The sequence below is a fragment of the Leucobacter sp. UCD-THU genome (assembly GCF_000349545.1).
GTDB lineage: Bacteria > Actinomycetota > Actinomycetes > Actinomycetales > Microbacteriaceae > Leucobacter > Leucobacter muris.
Genome location: NZ_KB714601.1, coordinates 408416 through 428310 on the forward strand (window position 1 = coordinate 408416; position 19895 = coordinate 428310).

The following is a 19895-nucleotide window of genomic DNA, read 5'->3' on the forward strand; positions in this document are numbered from 1 at the left end:
GGGGCGGGGGCGGATCGGAATTGCGGTGCCGGAGTGGGGGCGGGTGCGGGAGGTGGTGGCAACCCGATCCCCCACCTCCAGGTGCACCGATCGACGCTCACACACCCCGATTCGCCAGAAACCGGTGCCGGACGATCGATCGGTGCGGCAGGAGTGGAGGACGGGCGGGAGCCGACCGACGCCGGGCTCGGGGTCCGCGGGCACGGCGGCCCGACGGTCCCGACGGCCCCGGCGGGCCGGCGGGCCGGCGGGCCAGCGAGCCTCGACGGCCCCGACGTCACCGGTCCGCGCAACCTCCTCCCACGCGCACCGATCGACGCTCACACACCCCGATTCGCCAGAAACCGGTGCCGGACGATCGATCGGTGCGGCAGGAGCGGTGGACGGGCGGGAGGCAGACTGATCCGCGGGCCCGACGCGCGGATCCGGGGCGCGGATCCAGGGCTCGGATCCGGGGCACGAGGCGCGGCACGAGGCGCGGGTTCGACTCGCGAGACGCGGATCCGACACGCGCGTTCGGGACGCCGAGGCACAGCGACCCGGCGGCGCGGCGACCCGACAGGACCCGACCTCCACGCCTCCCCCGACGGTGCCGACCTGCGCGACCTCTCCCAACCCACGCGCACCCATCGACGCTCACACACCCCGATCCATCTGAAAGCGGTGCTGGCGGATCGATCGGTGCCCTAGGCGGATGGCCGGGCGCGAGGCAGAGTGAAACGCCGACTCCGAGCACCGGCCTGGAACGCCGACTCCGAGCACCGGCCCGGAGCACCCGCTCCGAGCACCCGACTGAAGCGTCGGCCCGGCACGCCAACCCGAAGCAACTCGCGCCCGGGCGGGCGAGCACCGCGCCGGAGCGCCGGAGCGGGCTAGTAGTGGTACGGGAACGGGCTCCAGTCGGGCTCGCGCTTCTCGAGGAACGAGTCGCGTCCCTCGACGGCCTCATCGGTGCCGTAGGCGAGACGCGTGGTCTCGCCGGCGAAGAGCTGCTGGCCCACGATTCCGTCGTCGACGGCGTTCATCGCGTACTTGAGCATGCGGATCGCGGTGGGCGACTTGCCGAGGATGGTGCGCGCCCACTCGATGCCGGTGCGCTCGAGCTCGTCGTGCGGGACGACCTCGTTGACCGCGCCGATCTCGCGTGCGCGATCCGCGTCGTACTCGCGGGCGAGGAAGAAGATCTCGCGCGCGTTCTTCTGCCCGACCTGGCGGGCGAAGTAGGCGCTGCCGTAGCCGGCGTCGAACGAGCCCACGTCGGCGTCGGTCTGCTTGAACTTCGCGTGCTCGCGGCTCGCGATCGTGAGGTCGCACACCACGTTGAGCGAGTGACCGCCGCCCGCCGCCCAGCCTGGCACGAGCGCGATGACGACCTTCGGCATGAAGCGGATGAGCCGCTGCACCTCGAGGATGTGCAGACGGCCGGCACGGGCCTGCGCCTCGGGCCCCACGGTCGTCTCGGAGTCGCTGTACTTGTAGCCGTCGCGGCCGCGGATGCGCTGATCACCGCCCGAGCAGAACGCCCAGCCGCCGTCGCGCGGCGAGGGCCCGTTGCCGGTGAGCAGCACCACGCCCACACGGGGGTTCACCCGCACCCGCTCGAGCGCGTCGTAGAGCTCGTCGACCGTGTGGGGGCGGAACGCGTTGCGCACCTCGGGCCGGTCGAAGGCGATGCGCGCGATTCGGCCGTCGAGGCTCAGGTGCGCGGTGATGTCGGTGTAGCCTTCGGCCCCCGGTGCGGTCTGCCATTCGGCGGGGTCGAAGAGATCGGAGACGGGGCGAGGCGGTTCGTGCTGCGCACCCTGCGGGGAGGGTGATGCGGACGAACTCTGCGGAGGCTGCTGCGTCATGCCCCCAGCTTACTTGCGCGGTTTCTTCGGCTTGGGGGCGGGCAGCGCCGCCGCCGTCAGGTCGATGAGCGCGGTGAGCCACTCGCGGTCCTCCCAGCGGTCGCCGCTCACCCGGAAGTAGAGCTTCGATCCCGGATAGGCGGGCGCTTCATCGGGATCGCCGAGGTACTCCCGGCCGGCGTCGGTGGGTTTCACGAACAGCTCGTCGTCGCACACGAAGGCGACGGGCTTGTCATCGCAGTACAGGCAGTACTCACCGAACATCTTGCGGCTGCGGATGGTGGGCAGCGCGCTCAGCTGGTCGGTGAGGAACTCGACGGTTTCGGCCCGGGTGCTCATGCCGCCAGGCTACCTCCCTCACCCGTCGCGCAGTAGATGATCCGCTGTTCGGATGAGTTCCCCGCCATCCGTCCGCACGGCGGCGGATCCACTGCGCGTCGAGCGCACGAGGTGGGAGGATCGGAGCATGAGTGATGCCCCCGATCCCGAGACGGCCACCCTCCCCCCGCTCGCGGAGGTGCTCGCGGCACTGCGCGTGGTCACGATCCCCACCCGCACCCGGTTCCGCGGCATCTCGGTGCGGGAGGCGGCGATCCTCGATTCCCCGCTGGGGGCGAGCGAGTTCTCGCCCTTCCCCGAGTATGGTGACGGCGAGGCGTCGGCGTGGCTCGCGGCCGCCCTCGACTTCGGCTGGTGCGAGCAGCCGGCGCCGTTGCGGGATCGCGTCGAGGTGAACGCGACGGTGCCCGCGGTGGCGGCGGATCGTGTGCCCGAGATCCTCGCCCGCTTTCCGGGATGCCGCACCGCGAAGGTGAAGGTCGCCGAGCGGGGTCAGGATCTCGCCGACGACGTGGCGCGGGTGCGGGCGGTGCGCGAGGCGATGGGACCGGATGCGCTCGTGCGCGTGGACGCGAACGGGGGCTGGGGCGTCGATGAGGCCGTGACGGCGCTGCGTGCGCTCGCCGAGTTCGACCTCGACTACGCCGAGCAGCCGTGCGGAGGCGTCGACGAGCTCGTCGAGGTGCGGCGGCGGCTGAGCACGGGCGACGCCGGGGAGGGCCCGCTGCTCGGCGAGGGCACTGCGTCCGAAGGATCCGGAGTCCTCCCTTCACCCCTCGTGCGCATCGCGGCCGATGAGAGCGTGCGCAAGGCGGCCGACCCGCTCGCGGTGGCGCGGGCGGGCGCGGCGGATCTGCTGATCGTGAAGGCGCAACCGCTCGGGGGCATCCGACGCGCGCTCGGGATCGTGGCCGAGGCCGGTCTGCCGGTGGTCGTGTCGAGCGCGCTCGACACCTCGGTCGGCATCGCGATGGGGCTGCACCTCGCGGCGGGGCTGCCGCTCGCCGAGCGCGACGGGGCGCAGGGTGCGGTGCTCGCCGGCGCGTGCGGCCTCGGCACGGTGGCGCTGCTCGAGGGCGACGTGTGCTCCGATCCGCTGCTGCCGCGCGACGGCGCGATCGAGGTGCGGCGCCCAGAGCTCGATCCCGAACTGCTCGCCCGTTACGCGGCTCCCGCCGCGCGCGAACGGTGGTGGCGGGAGCGCGTGGCCCGCTGCCACGCGCTGCTCAGCGCCTCCCGGTGATCGCAACCGCGCGGCGAGCACCGCGGGCGGGCGCTCAGCCTTTGAGCCCCGGGAAATCCTCCTCGCGCCACTCGGTGGCGATCCGCTGCCCCTGCCGGTGCGCGGCCAGCTCGCGCTCCCGCAGCTCGACTCGGCGGATCTTGCCCGACGAGGTCTTGGGCAGTTCGAAGAACTCGACCCGGCGCACGCGCATGTAGGGCGGCAGAGCGGCTCGGGCGTGAGCGAGGATCGCGCGGGCGGTGTCGGCGTCGGCGGAGGCCCCGGCGGCGAGCGCGACGTACGCCTTCGTGACGTTGAGCCGGGTGTCGTCGGGGGCGCCGACCACGGCGGCCTCGGCCACGAGCTCGTGTTCGATGAGCGCGCTCTCGACCTCGAAGGGGGACACCTTGAAGTCGCTCGACTTGAAGATGTCGTCGGTGCGTCCGACGAAGGTGAGCACCCCCGTCTCGGGATCGCGCTGGGCGACGTCACCCGTGTGGAAGAGCCCACCCGAGGTCGCTCTCTCGGTCGCCTCGGGGTTGCCGAAGTAGCCGGGCATGAGGTTCTTCGGCCGCTCGGGGGTGAGCCGCAGGCAGATCTCGCCCTCCTGCGTCTCGGCTCCGGTGAGCGGGTCGACGAGCACCGCGTCGACGCCGGGCAGCGGGATGCCCATGGCGCCCGGCACGATGGGGTCACCCGGCATGTTGGCGATCAGGGCGGTGGTCTCGGTCTGGCCGTAGCCGTCGCGGATGTCGAGGCCCCACCATTCTCGGATGCGGGCGATCACCTCTGGGTTGAGCGGCTCGCCTGCCGAGAGCAGTTCTCGGAGCGCGCGCGGCTTGCGGTCGAGGCGGTGCTGGATGAGCATGCGCCACACGGTGGGCGGCGCGCAGAAGGTGTTGACCCCTGCGCGGTCGAGTTCGGAGACGAAGTGCTCGGCGTCGAAGCGCGTGTAGCCGAGCACGAAGATGGTGGCGCCCACGTTCCAGGGCGAGAAGAAGCTCGACCAGGCGTGCTTGCCCCAGCCGGGTGCGCTCACCACGGAGTGCACGTCGCCGGGGCGCACCCCGATCCAGGCCGTGGTGGTGAGGTGCCCGAGCGGGTAGCTGGTGTGGGAGTGCTCGACGATCTTGGGCAGGCTCGTGGTGCCCGAGGTGAAGTAGATGAGCGAGGGATCGGCGCTGGCGGTGGTGTGCGGGATCACCGCGAGCGAGGCGGCGCTCGACTCCTCGTAGCGCAGCCAGTCGAAGAGGGCGGCGCGGTGGTCGCGGTGCGCCTGCTCGAGACCGACGCCGACGCGCCCGTAGTCGCCGGGCACGTCGGCGAATTTGAGGGCGTCGTCGGCCGCGGCGAACACCCAGCGCACGCGGCCGCGCTCGATGCGGTCGCGCAGTTCGTGCGCGCCGAGCACCACGGAGGTGGGCAGGATCACGACGCCGAGTTTCAGGGCGGCGAGCATGATCTCCCAGAGCTCGATGCGGTTGTCGAGCATCAGCATCGCGACGTCGCCCTTGCGCGCGCCGATGCCGCGCATCCAGTTGGCGACCTGGTCGGAGCGTCGCTTCATCTGCGCGAAGCTGCGCTTCTGCTCGCCGCCGTCGGCGTCGACGATCCACAGCGCGGTGTCGTCGTTGCCCTCGGCGATCACATCGAAGACGTCGTGCGCCCAGTTGAAGCTCGGCCCGACGTCGGGCCATCGGAATTCGGCGCGGGCGCGGGCCGGGTCGCCTGCGAGGTCGAGCAGTTGGTCGCGGGCGTCGAAGAATGCGCGCGTGGCGTCGATGTCGGTCATGGTCACTATTCTGCCCTTCTCTTCAGCCCCTCGACCGGGATGCGCGGCGCGACGCGGGCCGGAAGCCGGTTTCGGGTCGCCGCACGCTCACCGCGGGGTCGGTTTCGGCGGTGCGGCGCCTGAGTGCGAACACGAGCTGCACGATCACGGCGGCGAGCATGAGACCGCCCATCGCGACACCGAGCCCGCCGCGGACATCGCTGCCGCTCATGGTGGGCACCACCCAGAAGAAGAGCACGCACTGCGCGAGCGCCGCGACTGGGATCGCGACGAAGGAGATCGCGGCCAGGGAGAGGCTGGTGCGGCGGCCGGTGCGCACGAGGAAGGCGATCACGCCGACCGAGGCGGCGACGACTGCTCCGGCCAGGGCGAGCAGCGCGGTGAACGGCAGCCGGTAGGAGTTGAGGTATCGCCCGTAGGCCCCCGCGTCGACCCGCGCGAAGGTGCCGGGTGCGAAGTCGAGTCTGGCGCCGAGGTCGGTGTTCTGGTTGAGCTCGTGTTTGCCGAGCCAGGAGTTGAGGTCGGGGTCGACTGCGAACGGCTCGGCGGGCTCTTCGAGCGCGCTCGAAGAGCCGGGGCGCGACTTGACCTCGTCGACGTCGAGTTCGACGACGAGGGCCCCGTCGTCGCGCCGCTGCTGCGAGCCGATCCGCAGTTCGTGCGCGCCGCTGCGGTCGTCGTAGACGCGGTTCTCGTAGACCCAGGGCCGCATCCAGTTGCCGTGCTCGCCCGGCTGCTTGCGCAGGTCGTGGTCGGAGACGATCCAGCCGGCGTCGACGATCTCGTCGACGAGATCCGGTGCGACCACGAGCTGCACCCGGATGGGCCGCACCGGCGATCTGCCGTCGAAGTAGGCGCCGGCCGTGGTGTAGTACTCGTCGTCCCAGAAGGAGTAGAGGGCGGTCCAGCGCACCTGCTCGACCGGGCCGCCCGCCTTCGGGGCCTCGACGGCGGCGTCCGAGAGCGTGTACTCGATCTCGATCTCGTGCGTGCCGTCGAGCACCTGCTCGAATTGGGTCACGACCGCCAGGCTTTCGCGCTGCGGCACCTCGCGGAACGGAGCGGGGTCGCCGTCGATGCGCACGGACCCGACCTCGACGCCGAGCCGCTGGCCGAGGCGCGCGCTGGGCCACTCGCGGGCGAACTGCGGCACTCGCGAGGCCGAGCCGTCGAAGCGCACGGTGTTCGTCTCGGTGACGCTCAGCCGCGCGCGGCCCGATTCGTCTCGTGAGAGCTCCGCCTCGATCTCGAAGCCCTGCACCTCGGAGTAGAAGGTGCCCGGCAGCTCATCGTGCCGGGTGACACGATCGATCGAGCTGTCGTACGGGGGCGGTTGCGCGGAGACCGTGAAGATGGATCCGGCGAGCACGAAGATCGCGGCGACGATCGCGAGCAGGGCCGGGGCCGAGATGAAGTGGTCGGTGCGCCATCCGCGGCCGGGCTCGTCGTCTCCGGTCTCGCCGGCGGCGTGCAGCACGACCGCTCGGCCGGCGTCGCGGGCTCCCTCGAAGAGCAGCGCGTACGGCAGCAGCGGGTCGTCGAGCGGGCCGCGATCCCGCAGCCGGGTCGCCCGTGCGAAGACATCGATGCCTTTGAGCTGCTGCACCGCGAGCGCGCCGTCGCGGGTGAGCGGCCGGGGCCGCCACACGGCCGCCACGGTGACGACGGCGAGCAGCGTCGAGGCCATCACGAACGCGAACGGCCACCACACGACCAGCAGGACGACCTGATGCGACAGCTGCCGCAGCAGCCCCCACTGCACGAGCGCGATGGCGACGGGCGCGAACAGGAACACGTCTCGCACGTAGCTGTCGGGAGCCCAGCGCAGGCCACGGGCCTCGACGGCGCCGCTCAGCCTCCAGCGCGCCCTCCACTTCCACATCGACGGCAGGTTGCCGAGGCGCCCGGCGCGATGCCCGGCCCGGGCTGCACGGGCGATCCAGCGCGCGCGAGCCGCACCCCCGGTCTTGGGCCTCGAACGGCCGCGGCTGGCCGACGCGGGCGGGCGCTCGAGCGCGTTCATCAGCTCGGCGTGCCGCGGCCGTCGCAGCAGCTGCGCCGCGAACTCGGGGGTGATGCGCTCGGGCGGCTCGCTGCGCGACAGATACCAGGGATCTCCGGCGCTGTCGGCCCAGACGACGCGGCGCGCTGCGAGGGAGAAGAGCAGCAGCACGGCGAGCAGGGCGAGCGGCAGCAGCGGTCCGTAGCTCTGCACCCAGAACAGCGTCGTCTTCGGCGGCAACTCGAAGGTGCCCTCGCGGAAGCTCGCGTCGACCCAGATGTCGGCGTTGGGCGGCAGCGTGTCGTCGTTCGTGAAGGAGTAGCGCACGCCCTCGGCAGACTCGCCCTCGGGCGTCAGCCACTCGGTACCGCTGATGAGCAGCCAGCCGACGTAGGCCCGCGGCTGACGCACGAGGGCATCATCGAGTTCGGGGGCGAGCGCGAGCGAGACCTCGATGCCCTTCGTCGCCTGCGGCCACGTGGGCGCGAAGAGCGGCCACGACAGCGCATCGACGGTGCGGCCGGTCGCCTCGTCGAGTTCGGGGGCGATGAGGTGGTGCAGGTCGTAGGCGATCGTGATGCGCTGCTGCCCCGCGAAGCGCTCGCCGTCGGGCCTCGTGAGGCGCACCGTGGTGGTGGTCGCCGCCGGTTCGACCGCTGCCGTGGCCGCTTCGCCGTCGACGGTGGCGGCGTGCAGGGCGAACTCGACGTCGTGGCCCTCGAACTCCGTGACGATGGTGCGCTCGACCGCCGCCTCGGGCCCGTTCCTGAAATCGGCGGTGTAGCTCTCCTCGACGCGCGCGACGAACGCACCCTGGTCGTCGCGCTCGACGACGTAGTCGACCTCGACATCGCGCGCGATCCAGTCGACCTCGTCGACCTTCGCCGACGCGATCACGTCGTCGAAGTCGAGGGGCTCGTTGATGACCGGCCCGACGAGCAGGAAGACGCCGATCGCCGCGATCAGCCCGCACGCGAGCCGGATCACCCATCGCAGCGAGACGCCGCCGACCGCCCGCAGGCGGGCCTCGACGGCCGTGAGCACGCCGGCGAGCCATCGGAAGAGCGCGGTGTGCTCGGGCTGCGGATCGGGGATCCTGCCCGTGTTCAGCAGCTCGGGATCAGACGCGTCGAGGTCGAAGGGGTCGAAGCGCTCCGATCGCTCATCGTCGTGGTGCGGCGTCTCTCGCATGCTTCGACCCTAACGACGACCACCGACACTCGGCGCCCGTGTCAGCTGCGGAACACCGTGTGCAGTCGCGGGTCGCCCACCGCGTCGCGCCCGCCGAGGTCGTCGATCTCGAAGAGCACCGCGGTGCCCGCCACCTCGTAGTCGAGCTTGCGCAGCACCTCGTGCGCCGCCGCGAGGGTGCCGCCCGTCGCGAGCACGTCGTCGATCACGAGCACTCGGGAGCCCCGCGGGAAGTCGGCGTGCGCCTCGACCTCGGCGATGCCGTACTCGAGCGAGTAGCCCACCCCGGCTGCGGGGCGGGGCAGCTTGCCGGACTTGCGAATCGGCATGAGGCCGGTGCCGCTCGCGTAGGCGGCCGCACTCGCCAGCAGGAAGCCGCGCGCCTCGAGCCCCGCGATCGCGTCGAAGGTGCCGCGGAACGGGGCGATGAGCGCGTCGACGGTGGCGCGGAAGGCGGGCCCGTCGGCGAGCAGCGGAGTGATGTCGCGGAAGAGGATGCCGGCGCTCGGGTAATCGGGGATCTCGAGGATCAGGGACTCGGCGCGCTCGAGCTCGGCGCTCGACTCGGGGTAGTAGGGCATGTCGAGGGGCTCGTTCGTCGTCTCCGTCACGCGAACCAGAGTACCGGCAGGCGGCGCGGCGGAGCGCGCGGATCCCCGGGATCCGAACAGCACGACCGCCGCCATCCCACCCGGCCCGCGAGCGGTCGCGGAGGGCGCGCGAGGGCGACACGCCCGTGCGCCGCGGAACCCGCCCCGATTTGAAGAGCGGAGCGGAGTCGTGTAATGTCTTCCTGGTTGGTGAAACCAACGTGCGCCCCTAGCTCAGCTGGATAGAGCATCTGACTACGGATCAGAAGGTCGGGGGTTCGAATCCCTCGGGGCGCGCCAGAAGAAGATCCCGGTCAGGAATCATACCTGACCGGGATTTCTTTTCCGGCTCAACAGGTGCCGAGCTTGTGCCGAGTTGCGCGCTCACGCCGCTCGCGAGCAGCCAGTGAAGTTGCAGCTGCCCGGGCGATAATCACCTGCCGGATCCTCCGCGTTTCACGCGCTCAAGAAGTCCCGAAGAATCGGCAGGAGTTTCTCGGGCTCATCGATGTTCGGCTCGTGGGCGAAGTCGCCCAGCAGGCTCCTCGATCCTGGCGTCAGTTCACGAAGGCGCTCCGACCAACCGGTTTCCAGCAGACGATCCCGCTTCCCCTCCACGAACCAGACCGGCACCGAAACACTCCCCAGGTCGCCAAGGAAGGTGTCCTCTCTCGGGGGGCTCTGCCGATTCGGCGCGCGCAGCCTCGGCGCGTTCTGCGCCTCCCAGTGCCCTGGCATGAGGCTGAGCTCGAGACGCGTCTCGATGTGATCTTCCAGATCGTCGACGTTTGATACGACCAGCGAAGTGATCTTGCGGGCCGCCTCGAGCGTGGAATCGAAATCGGCGAGTGCCTCGATTCCCGATGGGAGCCGGTACGGCCCCCCGCTTCCCGACAGCGTAAGAACCCGACTCACCGGCCATGCCCCGGGTGACTGCGCAACAGCTCGCAAAGCGAGGGATCCCCCGAACGACGCCCCGATGAAGGCCGCATCCCCGATACCGAGCGTGCGGCAGAAATCCGAGATGTGATCGACGCGGAAGGAGTACGGCGAGCGATCGAGGAATACCGCTTTGTCGGTCTCGCCGAACCCGAGCAGGTCCGGGGCCACGACGTGGTAGTCCTCAGCCAGTGCGCCGATCAGCTCCCTCCAGCACAGCCACGCAGACGCCCCATAGGCGCCCTCGTGCAGCAGCACGACGGTCGGGAGCTCCGGTCGGCCGGCTTCGATGTAGGCGGTTCGGAAGCTTCCTGCCCTCACCGTGCGGAACTGCGCGGCGGTGCTCTCCGGGGGTCTCTTACTCATTGTGTACGTTCCTTTCGTTTGATTCGCGCATGTACCGTCCCAGGTCACGGCATGACCGATCCGCCGTCGACGTACAGGTTCTGGCCCGTGACGAACGCGGCATCTTCGGAGACGAAGAACGCGACCGGGCCGACGACGTCCTCCGGACGAGCACTCCTCTGGATCGCACGGCTCCGAACATTCGCGTCTTCCGTGTGGCGGAATCCCTGCACCATCCCGGTCTCCGTGAAGCCCGGGCTCACGACGTTCACCGTGATCGACCTTGGCCCGAGCTCTCGGGCAAGGCTTCTCGCGAAGCCCATGACCCCCGCTTTGGAGGCGGTGTACCCGAACATCTCGGCCGGCCCCTTGGGCACCGTGCCCGACCCGAACATCACCACGCGCCCGCCGTCGTTCATGACCGGAACCAGTTGCTGGAACATGCCGATAGTGGCGACGAGGTTGACCTGGATCACTCGCTGCCAGACCTCCGGGTCGGTCTCCGTGAGGCCGGAGAAATGCACCACCCCGGCGCAGTGCACGATCGCCCGCACCCCTGCCTCATCGACGCTCTCCCGAATCGCCTGGCGCACCTGTTCAGGATCCGTGAGATCCATCAGGACGCTGCGCGTGTCGGGCGCTGGCCCGGGAACCCGATCCCAGCCGACGCAGCGATGCCCCCGCGTCGTCAGCGTCTCGATGGTCGCGCGCCCGATTCCTCCTGAGGCGCCCGTCACAATGGTCACCCCGGCGGTCACGATGCCCGCCCCTTCGAGGCGTGGTACCACGAGAGCACGCGGCTCTCGATCAGATCGAAGACCGCGTTCAGCACGTAGCCGACCACCCCGAGCAGAATGATGCCCGCCCACATCGCTGGCATGTCGAACTGCCGCTGGGCCTGGATTACGAAGTAGCCGATGCCGTCCGAGCTTCCGACCATCTCGCTGATCACCATCAGAATGATGCCGAGGGAGAGCGACGTCTTCATGCCCGCGAAGAGCTGCGGCGCAGACGCGGGGACGGTGATACTGAAGAACCGGTCGAGGCGACTGAGCCTCAAGGATCGCGCGGTATCGATGTTCGTCGCGTCGATGCTCCGCACACCCCCGACCACGCTGATCAGCACCGGCCAGATGGTTCCGAACACGATCAGGGCGACCTGGGTCTGCACTCCGATCCCGAACACCACCATGAGCACGGGGAGAACCGCGGGCGCTGGGAGGCCCCGGCAGAACTCGACCACCGGCGAGTACATGCGATAGAGCGCATCGGAGAGTCCGAACAGATACCCGAGCACCGCTCCCAGCAGCACCCCGATGGCAAAGCCCAGCGCGAGCCGGCCGAGGCTCGGAAGCATATCGGTCGGCACGCGGTCGAACAGCCAGGCATCGGCGAACGCCTCCATGATCCTCGGCATCGAAGGGAGGAAGAACGTCTCGGAGCCCAGGCTGGCGATCCAAATCACGGCTACGAGCAGCACCGGAACCACGATCTCCAACGAACGCCACCGCCGGTTTCCGCCTGATGGACGGCGCTGTTTCGAACGCTTCAGCGAACGGATCCGGATCATCGCCGTCGATGATCCATCTGAGGGTGTGCTCATCAGCTCCCTGCCTTCCTGTGCGAGACGTGCCAGTTGAGCAGCCGTCTCTCGATCTGCACCATCACGATGTTGATCAACACCCCCAGGCAGCCGGTGACGAAGATCAACGCGTACATCTCCGGGACGTTGCCCGACGAGCGCGAGACATTAATCAGCGAGCCGAGTCCCGGAGCCCCGATGATGATCTCCGTGCTGACCACGAGCGCCAGGGAGATCGCCGATGCGAGGCGGATCCCGGTGACCACGTAGGGGAAACTGCTCGGGATCAGCACATTCAGAATCATGCGCCGGGTGCCGACCCGCGCCGATCGCGCCACATCGAACTGCAGCGGATCGAGATCTCTCATGCCGTAGATGGTTTGCACCAGGATCGGCCAAGTGGACGCGAACGCCGCGAGGAAGACCTTCGACTCCATTCCTGCCCCGAACATGATGATCGCGAGCGGGATCAGCGCGACCGAGGGAACCGGGCGCAAGAACTCGATGATCGGGCGCAGCGCATAGTAGATCGGATCGACGAGCCCGCAGATCAGCCCGACAGGCACTCCGATGGCGAGGGCGATCAGCAACCCGAGCCCCCAGCCGCCCATCGTCAGGAGCACACTCGACCACAGCGTCGCAGAGCCAAGCTCCTGTCCGATCTGAAGCACGATCTCGGACACCGGAGGAACGAACCTCGGATCCACGAGCCCGAGCCGCGACGAGAGCTCTGCCGCGATGAGAATGCTCCCGATACCGAGCAGCGCGAGCAGCAGGTTCCGCGCCGGAAGGGGAAGACGCTTCTCATGGCTTCCCCTTCCGGCGGACGGCGCACTCACCGTGATGGAAGTCAACGAGAAAGCCCCGCCGTCAGCGTCTCAAGGTCGACCTCACCCTCGACCAGGTCGTATCGCTGGCCCAGCTCGACGAAGAGCTCGATGTGCTTGGGATCGGCCTCGGTGATGAACGTGGGAAGATTCATCTCGGCGACGATGTCTTCAGGGATGCTGAGAAAGGTCGGCACGACGGCGCGCGCGGCATTCGGATTCTCCTTCGAGTACTCGACCGCGGCCTTCAGCCCGTTCTGGAACCCAGTGACCGTCGCCTCACTCTCCTGCAGGAAGGGCATCGTCGTGAAATAGACGCCGGCTTGGAACCCGGGGGTCACGAGCTCGTAGGGGAAGGCCACGGGGCGGGCGTCATCCTGCATCTCCGACATCGTCACGAACGGTTCCAGCATGAACGCCGCATCGACCTGTCCCGAGGCGAGCGCCGCGGGCATTTCCGGGAACGGAATCTCGACCATGTTGACGCCGTCGGTGTCGATCCCCTCGGCCTCAAGCGCGTTCTTCAGCGTCACCTCGAGGATGTTGCCCAGTGCATTGACCGCGATGGTCTTCCCGGGCAGCGACTCGAGCCCGACGATGTCGCTGTCCGAAGGCACCAGCACGGCGGCGTTCGCATCCGAACCGCCCTGGACGTCCTGTCCGGCGGCGACGCCACCCGAGACGACGGTGATCGGCAGGCCTCGGCTGCTGGCGATCACCAGCGACAGCGTGTTCGAGTAGCCGAAGTCGATATCCCCCGCGACGACGGCGGCCGTCACAGCGGGACCGCTGTCGAGCACCTGGATGTCGACGTCGAGGCCCTGCTCCTCGAAGAAGCCCTGTTCGACCCCCATGTACAGTGCAGCGTTATCGGCAGCCGCGAAGACCCCGACATTGACGGGAACGAGTCCGTCGCCGTCACCCGGCTGCTCGGCGCCGGCGGATCCGCTGCAGCCCGCCAGGAGCGCGATGGAAGCGGTGGCGGCGAGCGCCGTCACCATCGTCTTCTTGATGTAGTGCTTCATTGCAGTTCTCTTCTCTCTCGTTTCTCTGGCCTACGGACTACCCGTCGCTGCAGGGCGGCCGACCCCGGTCGACGAAATCTGGATAGGGGAATCGTGCGGAGGTCCCTCCGTCGATGACGATCGACTGGCCTGTGAGGGATCCGCAGGATCCGAGCGCGACGAACAGCAGCACCGCTGCGACCTCCTGTGGCGTCACGAGTCGGCCGAGCGGGATCGCGCGCGCGAACTCCTCGGCGCGCTTCCCGGCGAGCAGCTCGTTCATCCTGGGTGTGGCGACGACTCCGGGCGATACCGCGTTCACCAGTACCCGTCGCTCGGCGAGCTCGACGGCCGCCGATTGCACGAGCGAGTGCAGGGCGGCCTTGGCTGCGGCATACGCCGCCATGCCCTGGCCACCGCTGTGCGCGACCGCCGAACTGACGAAAGTGATCGTGGCGCCGTCCGGAAGCCGCGGCTGCAGATCTCGCAGAATGCGTCTGGCGTGGTCGACCACGATCGCGAGCTGTCGATCCCAGGAACCGTCATCGATCTCGTCGACCCTCGAGAAGTACGCGACCCCGATGACATCGACCACGCAGTCGACGACCAGGCCCTCTGTCTCGATGACCTCGATGACACATTCCATTCCGACCTGCTCCGTGGCGTCCGCGCTGCAGGCGATCCCGCCGACCTCATCGGCCACCCGTCGCGCTCGCCGGTCGTCGATATCGACGCAGATGGTCCGCTTGCCCGTCTGCGCTAAGGCGTGCGCAGCCTGTCGGCCGATGCCGTTCCCGGCGCCGAACACGATCGCAGCGCCATCCGATCTCACCGGCGTGAGATAGTCGGGAACCGCGCTGACGTCCTGGTCAACCACGATCCGCTCCGAGGGGCGACCCTGGACGCACGGAGGTCATGATGGACTCGAACACGTGCGCCCTCAGATGCGCGAACTCCGGAAGTTCCTTCGTGGTGATCTGATCTCGCGGCCGGGGCAGGTCGACCGCGAGCTCCTCACGCACCTGGGTCGGTCGGGACGACAGGATGACGACGCGATCGGCCAGGTAGACGCTCTCATCGATGTCGTGCGTGACGAACACGACAGTCACATCGTAGGTGTGGCGCAGCCGGAGCACCAGATCTTCGAGTTCGCTGCGCGTCTGAGCATCGACCGACGCGAAGGGCTCGTCCATCAGCAGCACCTTCGGCTGGAAGGCCAGCGCGCGGGCGATAGCCACCCGCTGCTGCATGCCGCCCGACAGCTGCCACGGGTACTTGCGCTCGAAACCGCTGAGGCCGACTGCTTCGAGGGCCTCGCTCACACGCCGCGTACGCTCGGTCTTGTCGATCGGCAGCCGTTTCAGCGTGAACTCCACATTCTGAGCCACCCGCATCCAGGGAAAGAGCGACCTGCTGTAGTCCTGGAATACCAGCCCGAGGTCCGCCGGCGGCTCGGTCACCCGTTTGCCCAACACTTCGACCTCGCCTTCACTCGGGCTCATCAACCCGGAGATGCACCGCAGCAGCGTGGTCTTTCCGCAGCCGGAGGGGCCCACCACGCAGATCAGCTCGTTTCGCGCCACCTCGAAAGAGATGTTGCTGATCGCCTCGACCGCCTCGTCTCCTTGGCCATAGACCTTCTTGAGACCACTCACCCGCATCACGACGGAGGCCTCCTCGGAGACCGCGTCTGCGAGCGTGCTCATGACCTCGCCTCTTCGTCCTGCGCCTCGAGCGTCTTCCCTCCGACGCCCCAGTGATCGCGCGGGATCGCGGAGAGAACCACCTGCACCTTGGCGGCTGGGATCTCGGCCGACTGCGCGTAGGCTTCGGTGACGGCGCGGACGATGCGTCCCGCCTCCTCAGAGCTTCGCTGCTGGGCCTCGAAAACTTGAATGTACGGCATCTTCTACTCGCTTCCTTCTCGTTTGCTCGGCGACACCGAGACGTAGTCCTGCGTTTCGACGCTTCTCGAGTCCTCAAAGAAGCGATGCAGCGAGAGCGGCCAGTTCTGAGTGACCGTGCCCCGCTTGTTCTTGTACCAGTTGTCGAATCCGTCGACGCCCCAGGCGCGCAGCCTGTTCTCGCGATCCATCTCCCGCGCGTACTCGCGGTACGCCTCATCGGTCACGTCGATCTGCCGACCGCCGCGGAGCTCCATCTCGATGATGAGCCGCACGATGTACTCGGCTGCACACTCCGACATGAAGACCGCTGAACCGGTGACCACCAGGTTGGTGTTCGGGCCGTAGAGCATCCCGAGGCCGGGGAAGCCCGGCACCGATACCCCTTTGTATGCGCGGGCCTCGCCATCCCAGAACTCCCGGATCGACGTGCCGCCCGTGCCGCGCACATCGATGGTGGAGAGGAAGTCGCTCGCGGCGAAGCCGGTGGCGTAGACGATGACGTCCACCTCGATCTCCCGGCCCCCGACAAGCATCAGCCCGCCTGGCGTGATGTGCTCGACTCCGTCGGTCACCAGTTCCGTGTGCGGAGAGGTGAGGGCCCGCGCCCATGATCCGTCATCGCGCAGAAGGCGCTTACCACCCGGCGGGTAGGTGGGGATCACTCTCTCCAGCAATTCGGGGTGGTCCGCGAACTGGCTGCGGAATCTCTCGAGCAGTTGTTCGCGGAACTGCAGGTTCGACATGGAGATGGTGCTGGCATTCGAGGCACGATCCCATTCGGCGTCAACGGTGACGAGGGACATCCTGCCCTCTGCCGCGAGCCAGAATTGCCAGAAGCGCAGCCACTTCGCGTACTCCGGAAGCAGTTGCAGAAGAGTGAGCATGCCCTCGGGGAGCGGTTGCTGGTAGGTGGGTGTCGGCATCATCCAGGGCGCTGTGCGCTGAACGACGTAGAGCCCCTGCACCTGGTCGACGATCGAGGGGACGATCTGGTAGGCACTGGCGCCCGTGCCCACGACTGCGACACGCTTACCCGTGATGTCGAGGTGTTCAGGCCACGTCGCAGAGTGGCACCACTCGCCGGCGAAGTCTTCGATCCCCGGGATGTCCGGCAGCTTGGGAGTGTTGAGCTGGCCGACCGCCATCACCACGAAGTCGAAGACTTCGGTGAGAGGGAGCCCGTCGGAGCCGGCGGAGGTCACCAGCCACTTCGCCTGATCCTCGTCGAAAACGGCGGAACTGACGTACGTATTGAACCTGATCTTGTCTCGGATCTCGTACTCGTCGGCCACGACGTCGAAGTACTGCCAGATGTCATCTCGCTTCGAGAACTGGTCGGGCCAGTCGGCTCTCTGCGCGAACGAGAAGGAGTAGGCGAAATTGTTCGTATCGAGCCGGCACCCCGGGTAGCGGTTCTCGAGCCAGGTGCCTCCGCATCCCGCGTTCTTCTCGAACACCACGTGGTCTACCCCGGCGCGCTTCAGGTTGTACGCCATCGCGAGACCAGACATTCCGGCGCCGATCACGGCCACCCGATAGCGAGAGAGATCGATCCCCCTCGGAACGGTGGGCGTGCCGTGCTTGGGCTCGCCGAGCTCGTGCAGCAGCAGATCTTCGTACTCCTGCGCTTCTCCACCGGTGAGGAAATCCAGAATGCGCTGGGGCGGCACGCTGACTGCGGCGCGTTCTCCGGAGAGGTACCGCGCCACCCCCTCCACTGCTAGTGTCCGAGCCTGCTCCTGCTGTTCCGGCGACATCCCGCCCTGCGGGAAGATCTCGGCCTGCGCCGGAGTGAGCGGGGGTCTCACCTGTTCGGAGACGAATCGTTCATCGCCGAGCAGGAAGGCCAGGGTCGCCAGGAGCGGCGGGAGCTCCGCACCGGCGACCAAGCCGCGTAGTTCGCTCTTGGAATAGTTCGGCAGCTGCGGTGCGACTGAGGGATTGATTTCGATGGTGCTCATGAGCGGTGGGGGTTCTCCTTGCGGGTTGACGGATTGCGGATGAAGTCGACGATGACGCGGACGAACTCCTCTGGCGCATCCAGGTTCGGCAGGTGCCCCGATCCGGGGATCTCCACGATCAGGCTTTCTCCGAGCGCGGTCGCTACCTCTTCAGAGAGGACTCGAGGCGTCTTCTCGTCTCGGTCTCCGATGAGCACCAGACTTGGGCAGACCACCCGAGCAGCAAGCTTCCGCGCGTCGACGCCGAAGCAGACGGCCGCTACCGCGGCATAGTCGTCGGCTGGAATACCGGCGATTGCGTCTACTAGCCGGCCCGGATGCGGTTCGGGAACATCGCGCGTCAGGGTCGTCTCGACGTAGCGCTCGGCATAGCCGCGCATTCCAGCCTCGACCACCGACGCGTCGATGCTGTTCAGTCGCGCCTCGACCGTCTGCTCCGGAAGATAGATGAACGAGTCGGAGACCACGAGTGAGCGGACTTCTTCTGGGTGCAGTGCCGCGTATGCGACGGCCTGGAAACCTCCCATCGAGACCCCGACGAGATGCACCGGCCCCTGGTGCTCGGCTCGTATCTGCCGCCGCAGCGAGGCTACCCAATCGAGGAGGCTGTGCTCACCGGGACGCGGCTGCTCCCCGTGGGCGGGAGTCTCCGGTGTGATGGCCAGCATGTCGGCGGGCAGCAGATCGACGACACGCGCCCATGAGCCGGCATCCGCCCCGAGGCTGTGCAGGAAGGCGACCGGTATCTCTTCGTTTCTCAGGTGATTCATGTGCCTGTGCGCGCCTTTCAAGCTTCGTTGCTGTTCGCGTTCTCAGAAACACAAGCACATATTCCAGTCAATGTAATCTTGCTTTTCGCCTAGTGAAACACGCGCCACCCGGATACGATGGCCAACATGGCACAGAAACGCTCGGAGCCTTTGGAGCTGGTCACCAAGACCACCACTGTGATCGAGCTGATTGCCGATCGAGGCAGCGCCGGAACCACGCTCATCGCTCGCGAACTCGACATGTCGAAGGCGAGCGCGTACCGCATCTGCCAGACACTGGTGTCGCGTGGATGGTTGTCACAAAACCAGGCAAAGCAGTACCAGTTAGGCCCGGTGCTCCGCACCACGCTGCAGCAAACCACGGGAGTCGCCTCCTACAAGGAGACGCTCTTCCCGTACATGACCCAGTTGCACCGCTTGACGCAGGAGTCGATCCATCTCACCCACCTGGAGCGCCGCCTCGTCGTCTACGATGAGCAGTTGGTCTCGACCCGCCCCGTGAGGTCGGTGATCAAGGTCGGCGGCCGCTCGCCGGCACATGCGGTCTCTCCCGGGCTCATCCAGCTGGCGTTCCAGACGAATGAGTATGTCGAGAACTATCTCTCCGCTCCGCTGGCGAGATTCACTCCGGGAACCATCGCCACGCCTCAGGCGCTCCGAACGACGCTCGCCGAAGCCCGGGAGCGAGGCTACGCGTTCAACCTCGGCGGGTACCGTTACGACGTCGGAGGCGTCGCGCGGGCGATCCTCGTCGGGGGGCGCCCGGTCGCGGCGATCTCGATCTGCTGCCCCGTGTATCGTCTGAGCGCAGACGTCGTGTCCGACTATGCCGAACTCCTGATGTCGGTTGTGGGTGCGGCGCAGAGTGAGATCGACGAGGTGGCCGGGGAGATCGCCGCATAAAGGCTCCGGCGGTTCGTCCGATCCTCGCGACAGGGAGGCACCTGAGCGACGCCCACTTCAAGAGACGACAAGCCGTCTTGCGCTATATTCGGGGCGAAAGGGTCGAATCACAACCCGGAATCTCGATGAAGGGCCGAAAATGAGCAGAGTGCGATCCATGGACGAGAAGGATCGCATGATCCTCGCCTGTCTCCGCGAGGACGGCCGCATGGCCAACACCCGCATCGCCGAGCGGGTCGGCCTGACCGAGCGCACCGTGCGGAAGCGACTGCAGCGCCTCACGCAGGATCAGGGCCTGAAGGTGCTGCCCGTGATCGACCCCGATCTCATCGGCCTCGACACCTGCATCTACGTCGGCTTCAACGTCGAGCGGTCGAAGCTGCAGCAGGTCGCGGCTCGGGTCGCGGCGATGCCCGAGGTGCGCTATCTGGCCCACGTCGCCGGCCCTTGGGACCTGCTCGCCGAGGCCTTCCTCGGCTCGAGGGAGCACCTCGCCGACTTCCTGCTCAAGGAGATCGGCGAACTCGAGGGCGTGACCTCGACCGAGACCATCAACGTGCTCAGGATCGCGAAGTTCGGCTACGAGTGGGAGGTGCCCGACGTGACCAAGGAGCACCTGCCCGAGCACAGCATCGCGCATCCTGAGGGGTAGCCGGGATCGCGGCTCCGGC

The 19895-nt window shown here is 68.0% G+C and carries 18 protein-coding genes and 1 tRNA gene; 4 read left to right on the plus strand and 15 right to left on the minus strand.

All coding sequences use genetic code 11. From position 1 onward, the window contains the following. Positions 1–872 precede the first annotated feature (872 nt). Entirely contained in the window at positions 873–1850 is a 978-nt protein-coding gene (locus tag H490_RS22875; RefSeq protein ID WP_017883784.1) for a 1,4-dihydroxy-2-naphthoyl-CoA synthase, read from the minus strand. Positions 1851–1859: 9 nt separating this feature from the next. Further along, entirely contained in the window at positions 1860–2189 is a 330-nt protein-coding gene (locus tag H490_RS22880; protein WP_017883785.1) for a TfoX/Sxy family protein, read from the minus strand. Positions 2190–2316: 127 nt separating this feature from the next. Between H490_RS22880 and H490_RS22885 the strand changes: the two genes are divergently transcribed. Then, on the plus strand, positions 2317–3432 hold the full coding sequence (locus H490_RS22885; protein WP_017883786.1) for an o-succinylbenzoate synthase: 1116 nt from the start codon (positions 2317–2319) through the stop codon (positions 3430–3432). A gap of 34 nt (positions 3433–3466) precedes the next feature. Here the strand turns inward: H490_RS22885 and H490_RS22890 are convergent, their stop codons facing one another. Genes H490_RS22890 through H490_RS22900 form a run of 3 tightly spaced genes read right to left on the minus strand, consistent with a single transcriptional unit; the run spans position 3467 to position 8977 of the window. Further along, entirely contained in the window at positions 3467–5203 is a 1737-nt protein-coding gene (locus tag H490_RS22890) for an AMP-binding protein (protein ID WP_017883787.1), read from the minus strand. Positions 5204–5225: 22 nt separating this feature from the next. After that, positions 5226–8396: a hypothetical protein gene (locus H490_RS22895; protein ID WP_017883788.1), complete on the minus strand. Its 3171-nt coding sequence runs from the start codon at positions 8394–8396 to the stop codon at positions 5226–5228. A gap of 41 nt (positions 8397–8437) precedes the next feature. Beyond that, entirely contained in the window at positions 8438–8977 is a 540-nt protein-coding gene (locus H490_RS22900) for an adenine phosphoribosyltransferase (protein WP_031289934.1), read from the minus strand. A 232-nt stretch (positions 8978–9209) separates the two neighbouring features. On the opposite strand from H490_RS22900, the gene H490_RS22905 reads away from it, so the two are divergent. After that, positions 9210–9286: transfer RNA gene (locus H490_RS22905), tRNA-Arg, on the plus strand. A gap of 156 nt (positions 9287–9442) precedes the next feature. On the opposite strand, the gene H490_RS22910 is transcribed toward H490_RS22905, so the two are convergent. The 10 genes from H490_RS22910 to H490_RS22945 form a co-directional block, all read right to left on the minus strand. Further along, positions 9443–10291: an alpha/beta fold hydrolase gene (locus H490_RS22910; RefSeq protein WP_017883790.1), complete on the minus strand. Its 849-nt coding sequence runs from the start codon at positions 10289–10291 to the stop codon at positions 9443–9445. Between the two features lie 44 nt (positions 10292–10335). Then, positions 10336–11028, minus strand: a complete 693-nt coding sequence (locus H490_RS0115835; RefSeq protein WP_017883791.1) for an SDR family NAD(P)-dependent oxidoreductase — start codon at positions 11026–11028, stop codon at positions 10336–10338. Continuing rightward, a complete protein-coding gene (locus H490_RS22915; protein WP_193743397.1) occupies positions 11025–11750 on the minus strand; it encodes an ABC transporter permease in 726 nt (241 codons plus the stop codon). The genes H490_RS0115835 and H490_RS22915 overlap by 4 nt, the downstream gene beginning before the upstream one ends. 122 nt (positions 11751–11872) lie before the next feature. Continuing rightward, positions 11873–12535: an ABC transporter permease gene (locus tag H490_RS22920; protein ID WP_152424227.1), complete on the minus strand. Its 663-nt coding sequence runs from the start codon at positions 12533–12535 to the stop codon at positions 11873–11875. Between the two features lie 167 nt (positions 12536–12702). Further along, positions 12703–13677, minus strand: a complete 975-nt coding sequence (locus H490_RS0115840) for an ABC transporter substrate-binding protein (RefSeq protein ID WP_238560322.1) — start codon at positions 13675–13677, stop codon at positions 12703–12705. A gap of 64 nt (positions 13678–13741) precedes the next feature. Beyond that, positions 13742–14560 carry an SDR family NAD(P)-dependent oxidoreductase gene (locus H490_RS22925; protein WP_017883795.1) on the minus strand — a complete coding sequence of 273 codons (819 nt, stop codon included), beginning with the start codon at positions 14558–14560 and terminating at the stop codon, positions 13742–13744. Next, positions 14553–15389, minus strand: coding sequence for an ABC transporter ATP-binding protein (locus H490_RS22930; protein WP_017883796.1), 837 nt, complete (start codon positions 15387–15389; stop codon positions 14553–14555). Before H490_RS22930 ends, H490_RS22925 begins: the two co-directional genes overlap by 8 nt. Then, entirely contained in the window at positions 15386–15589 is a 204-nt protein-coding gene (locus H490_RS22935; protein WP_017883797.1) for a tautomerase family protein, read from the minus strand. The genes H490_RS22930 and H490_RS22935 overlap by 4 nt, the downstream gene beginning before the upstream one ends. 3 nt (positions 15590–15592) lie before the next feature. Next, positions 15593–17551, minus strand: a complete 1959-nt coding sequence (locus H490_RS22940; RefSeq protein ID WP_017883798.1) for a flavin-containing monooxygenase — start codon at positions 17549–17551, stop codon at positions 15593–15595. Further along, a complete protein-coding gene (locus tag H490_RS22945) occupies positions 17548–18321 on the minus strand; it encodes an alpha/beta fold hydrolase (RefSeq protein WP_017883799.1) in 774 nt (257 codons plus the stop codon). The genes H490_RS22940 and H490_RS22945 overlap by 4 nt, the downstream gene beginning before the upstream one ends. Before the next feature lie 126 nt (positions 18322–18447). Here H490_RS22945 and H490_RS22950 point away from each other — a divergent pair, with 126 nt between their 5' ends. Both H490_RS22950 and H490_RS22955 read left to right on the plus strand, forming a co-directional pair. Further along, positions 18448–19224, plus strand: coding sequence for an IclR family transcriptional regulator (locus H490_RS22950; RefSeq protein ID WP_017883800.1), 777 nt, complete (start codon positions 18448–18450; stop codon positions 19222–19224). Positions 19225–19381: 157 nt separating this feature from the next. Continuing rightward, the gene (locus H490_RS22955; protein WP_017883801.1) at positions 19382–19876 is read left to right on the plus strand and encodes an Lrp/AsnC family transcriptional regulator; all 495 of its coding nucleotides are present in this window, start codon (positions 19382–19384) and stop codon (positions 19874–19876) included. Positions 19877–19895 lie beyond the last annotated feature (19 nt).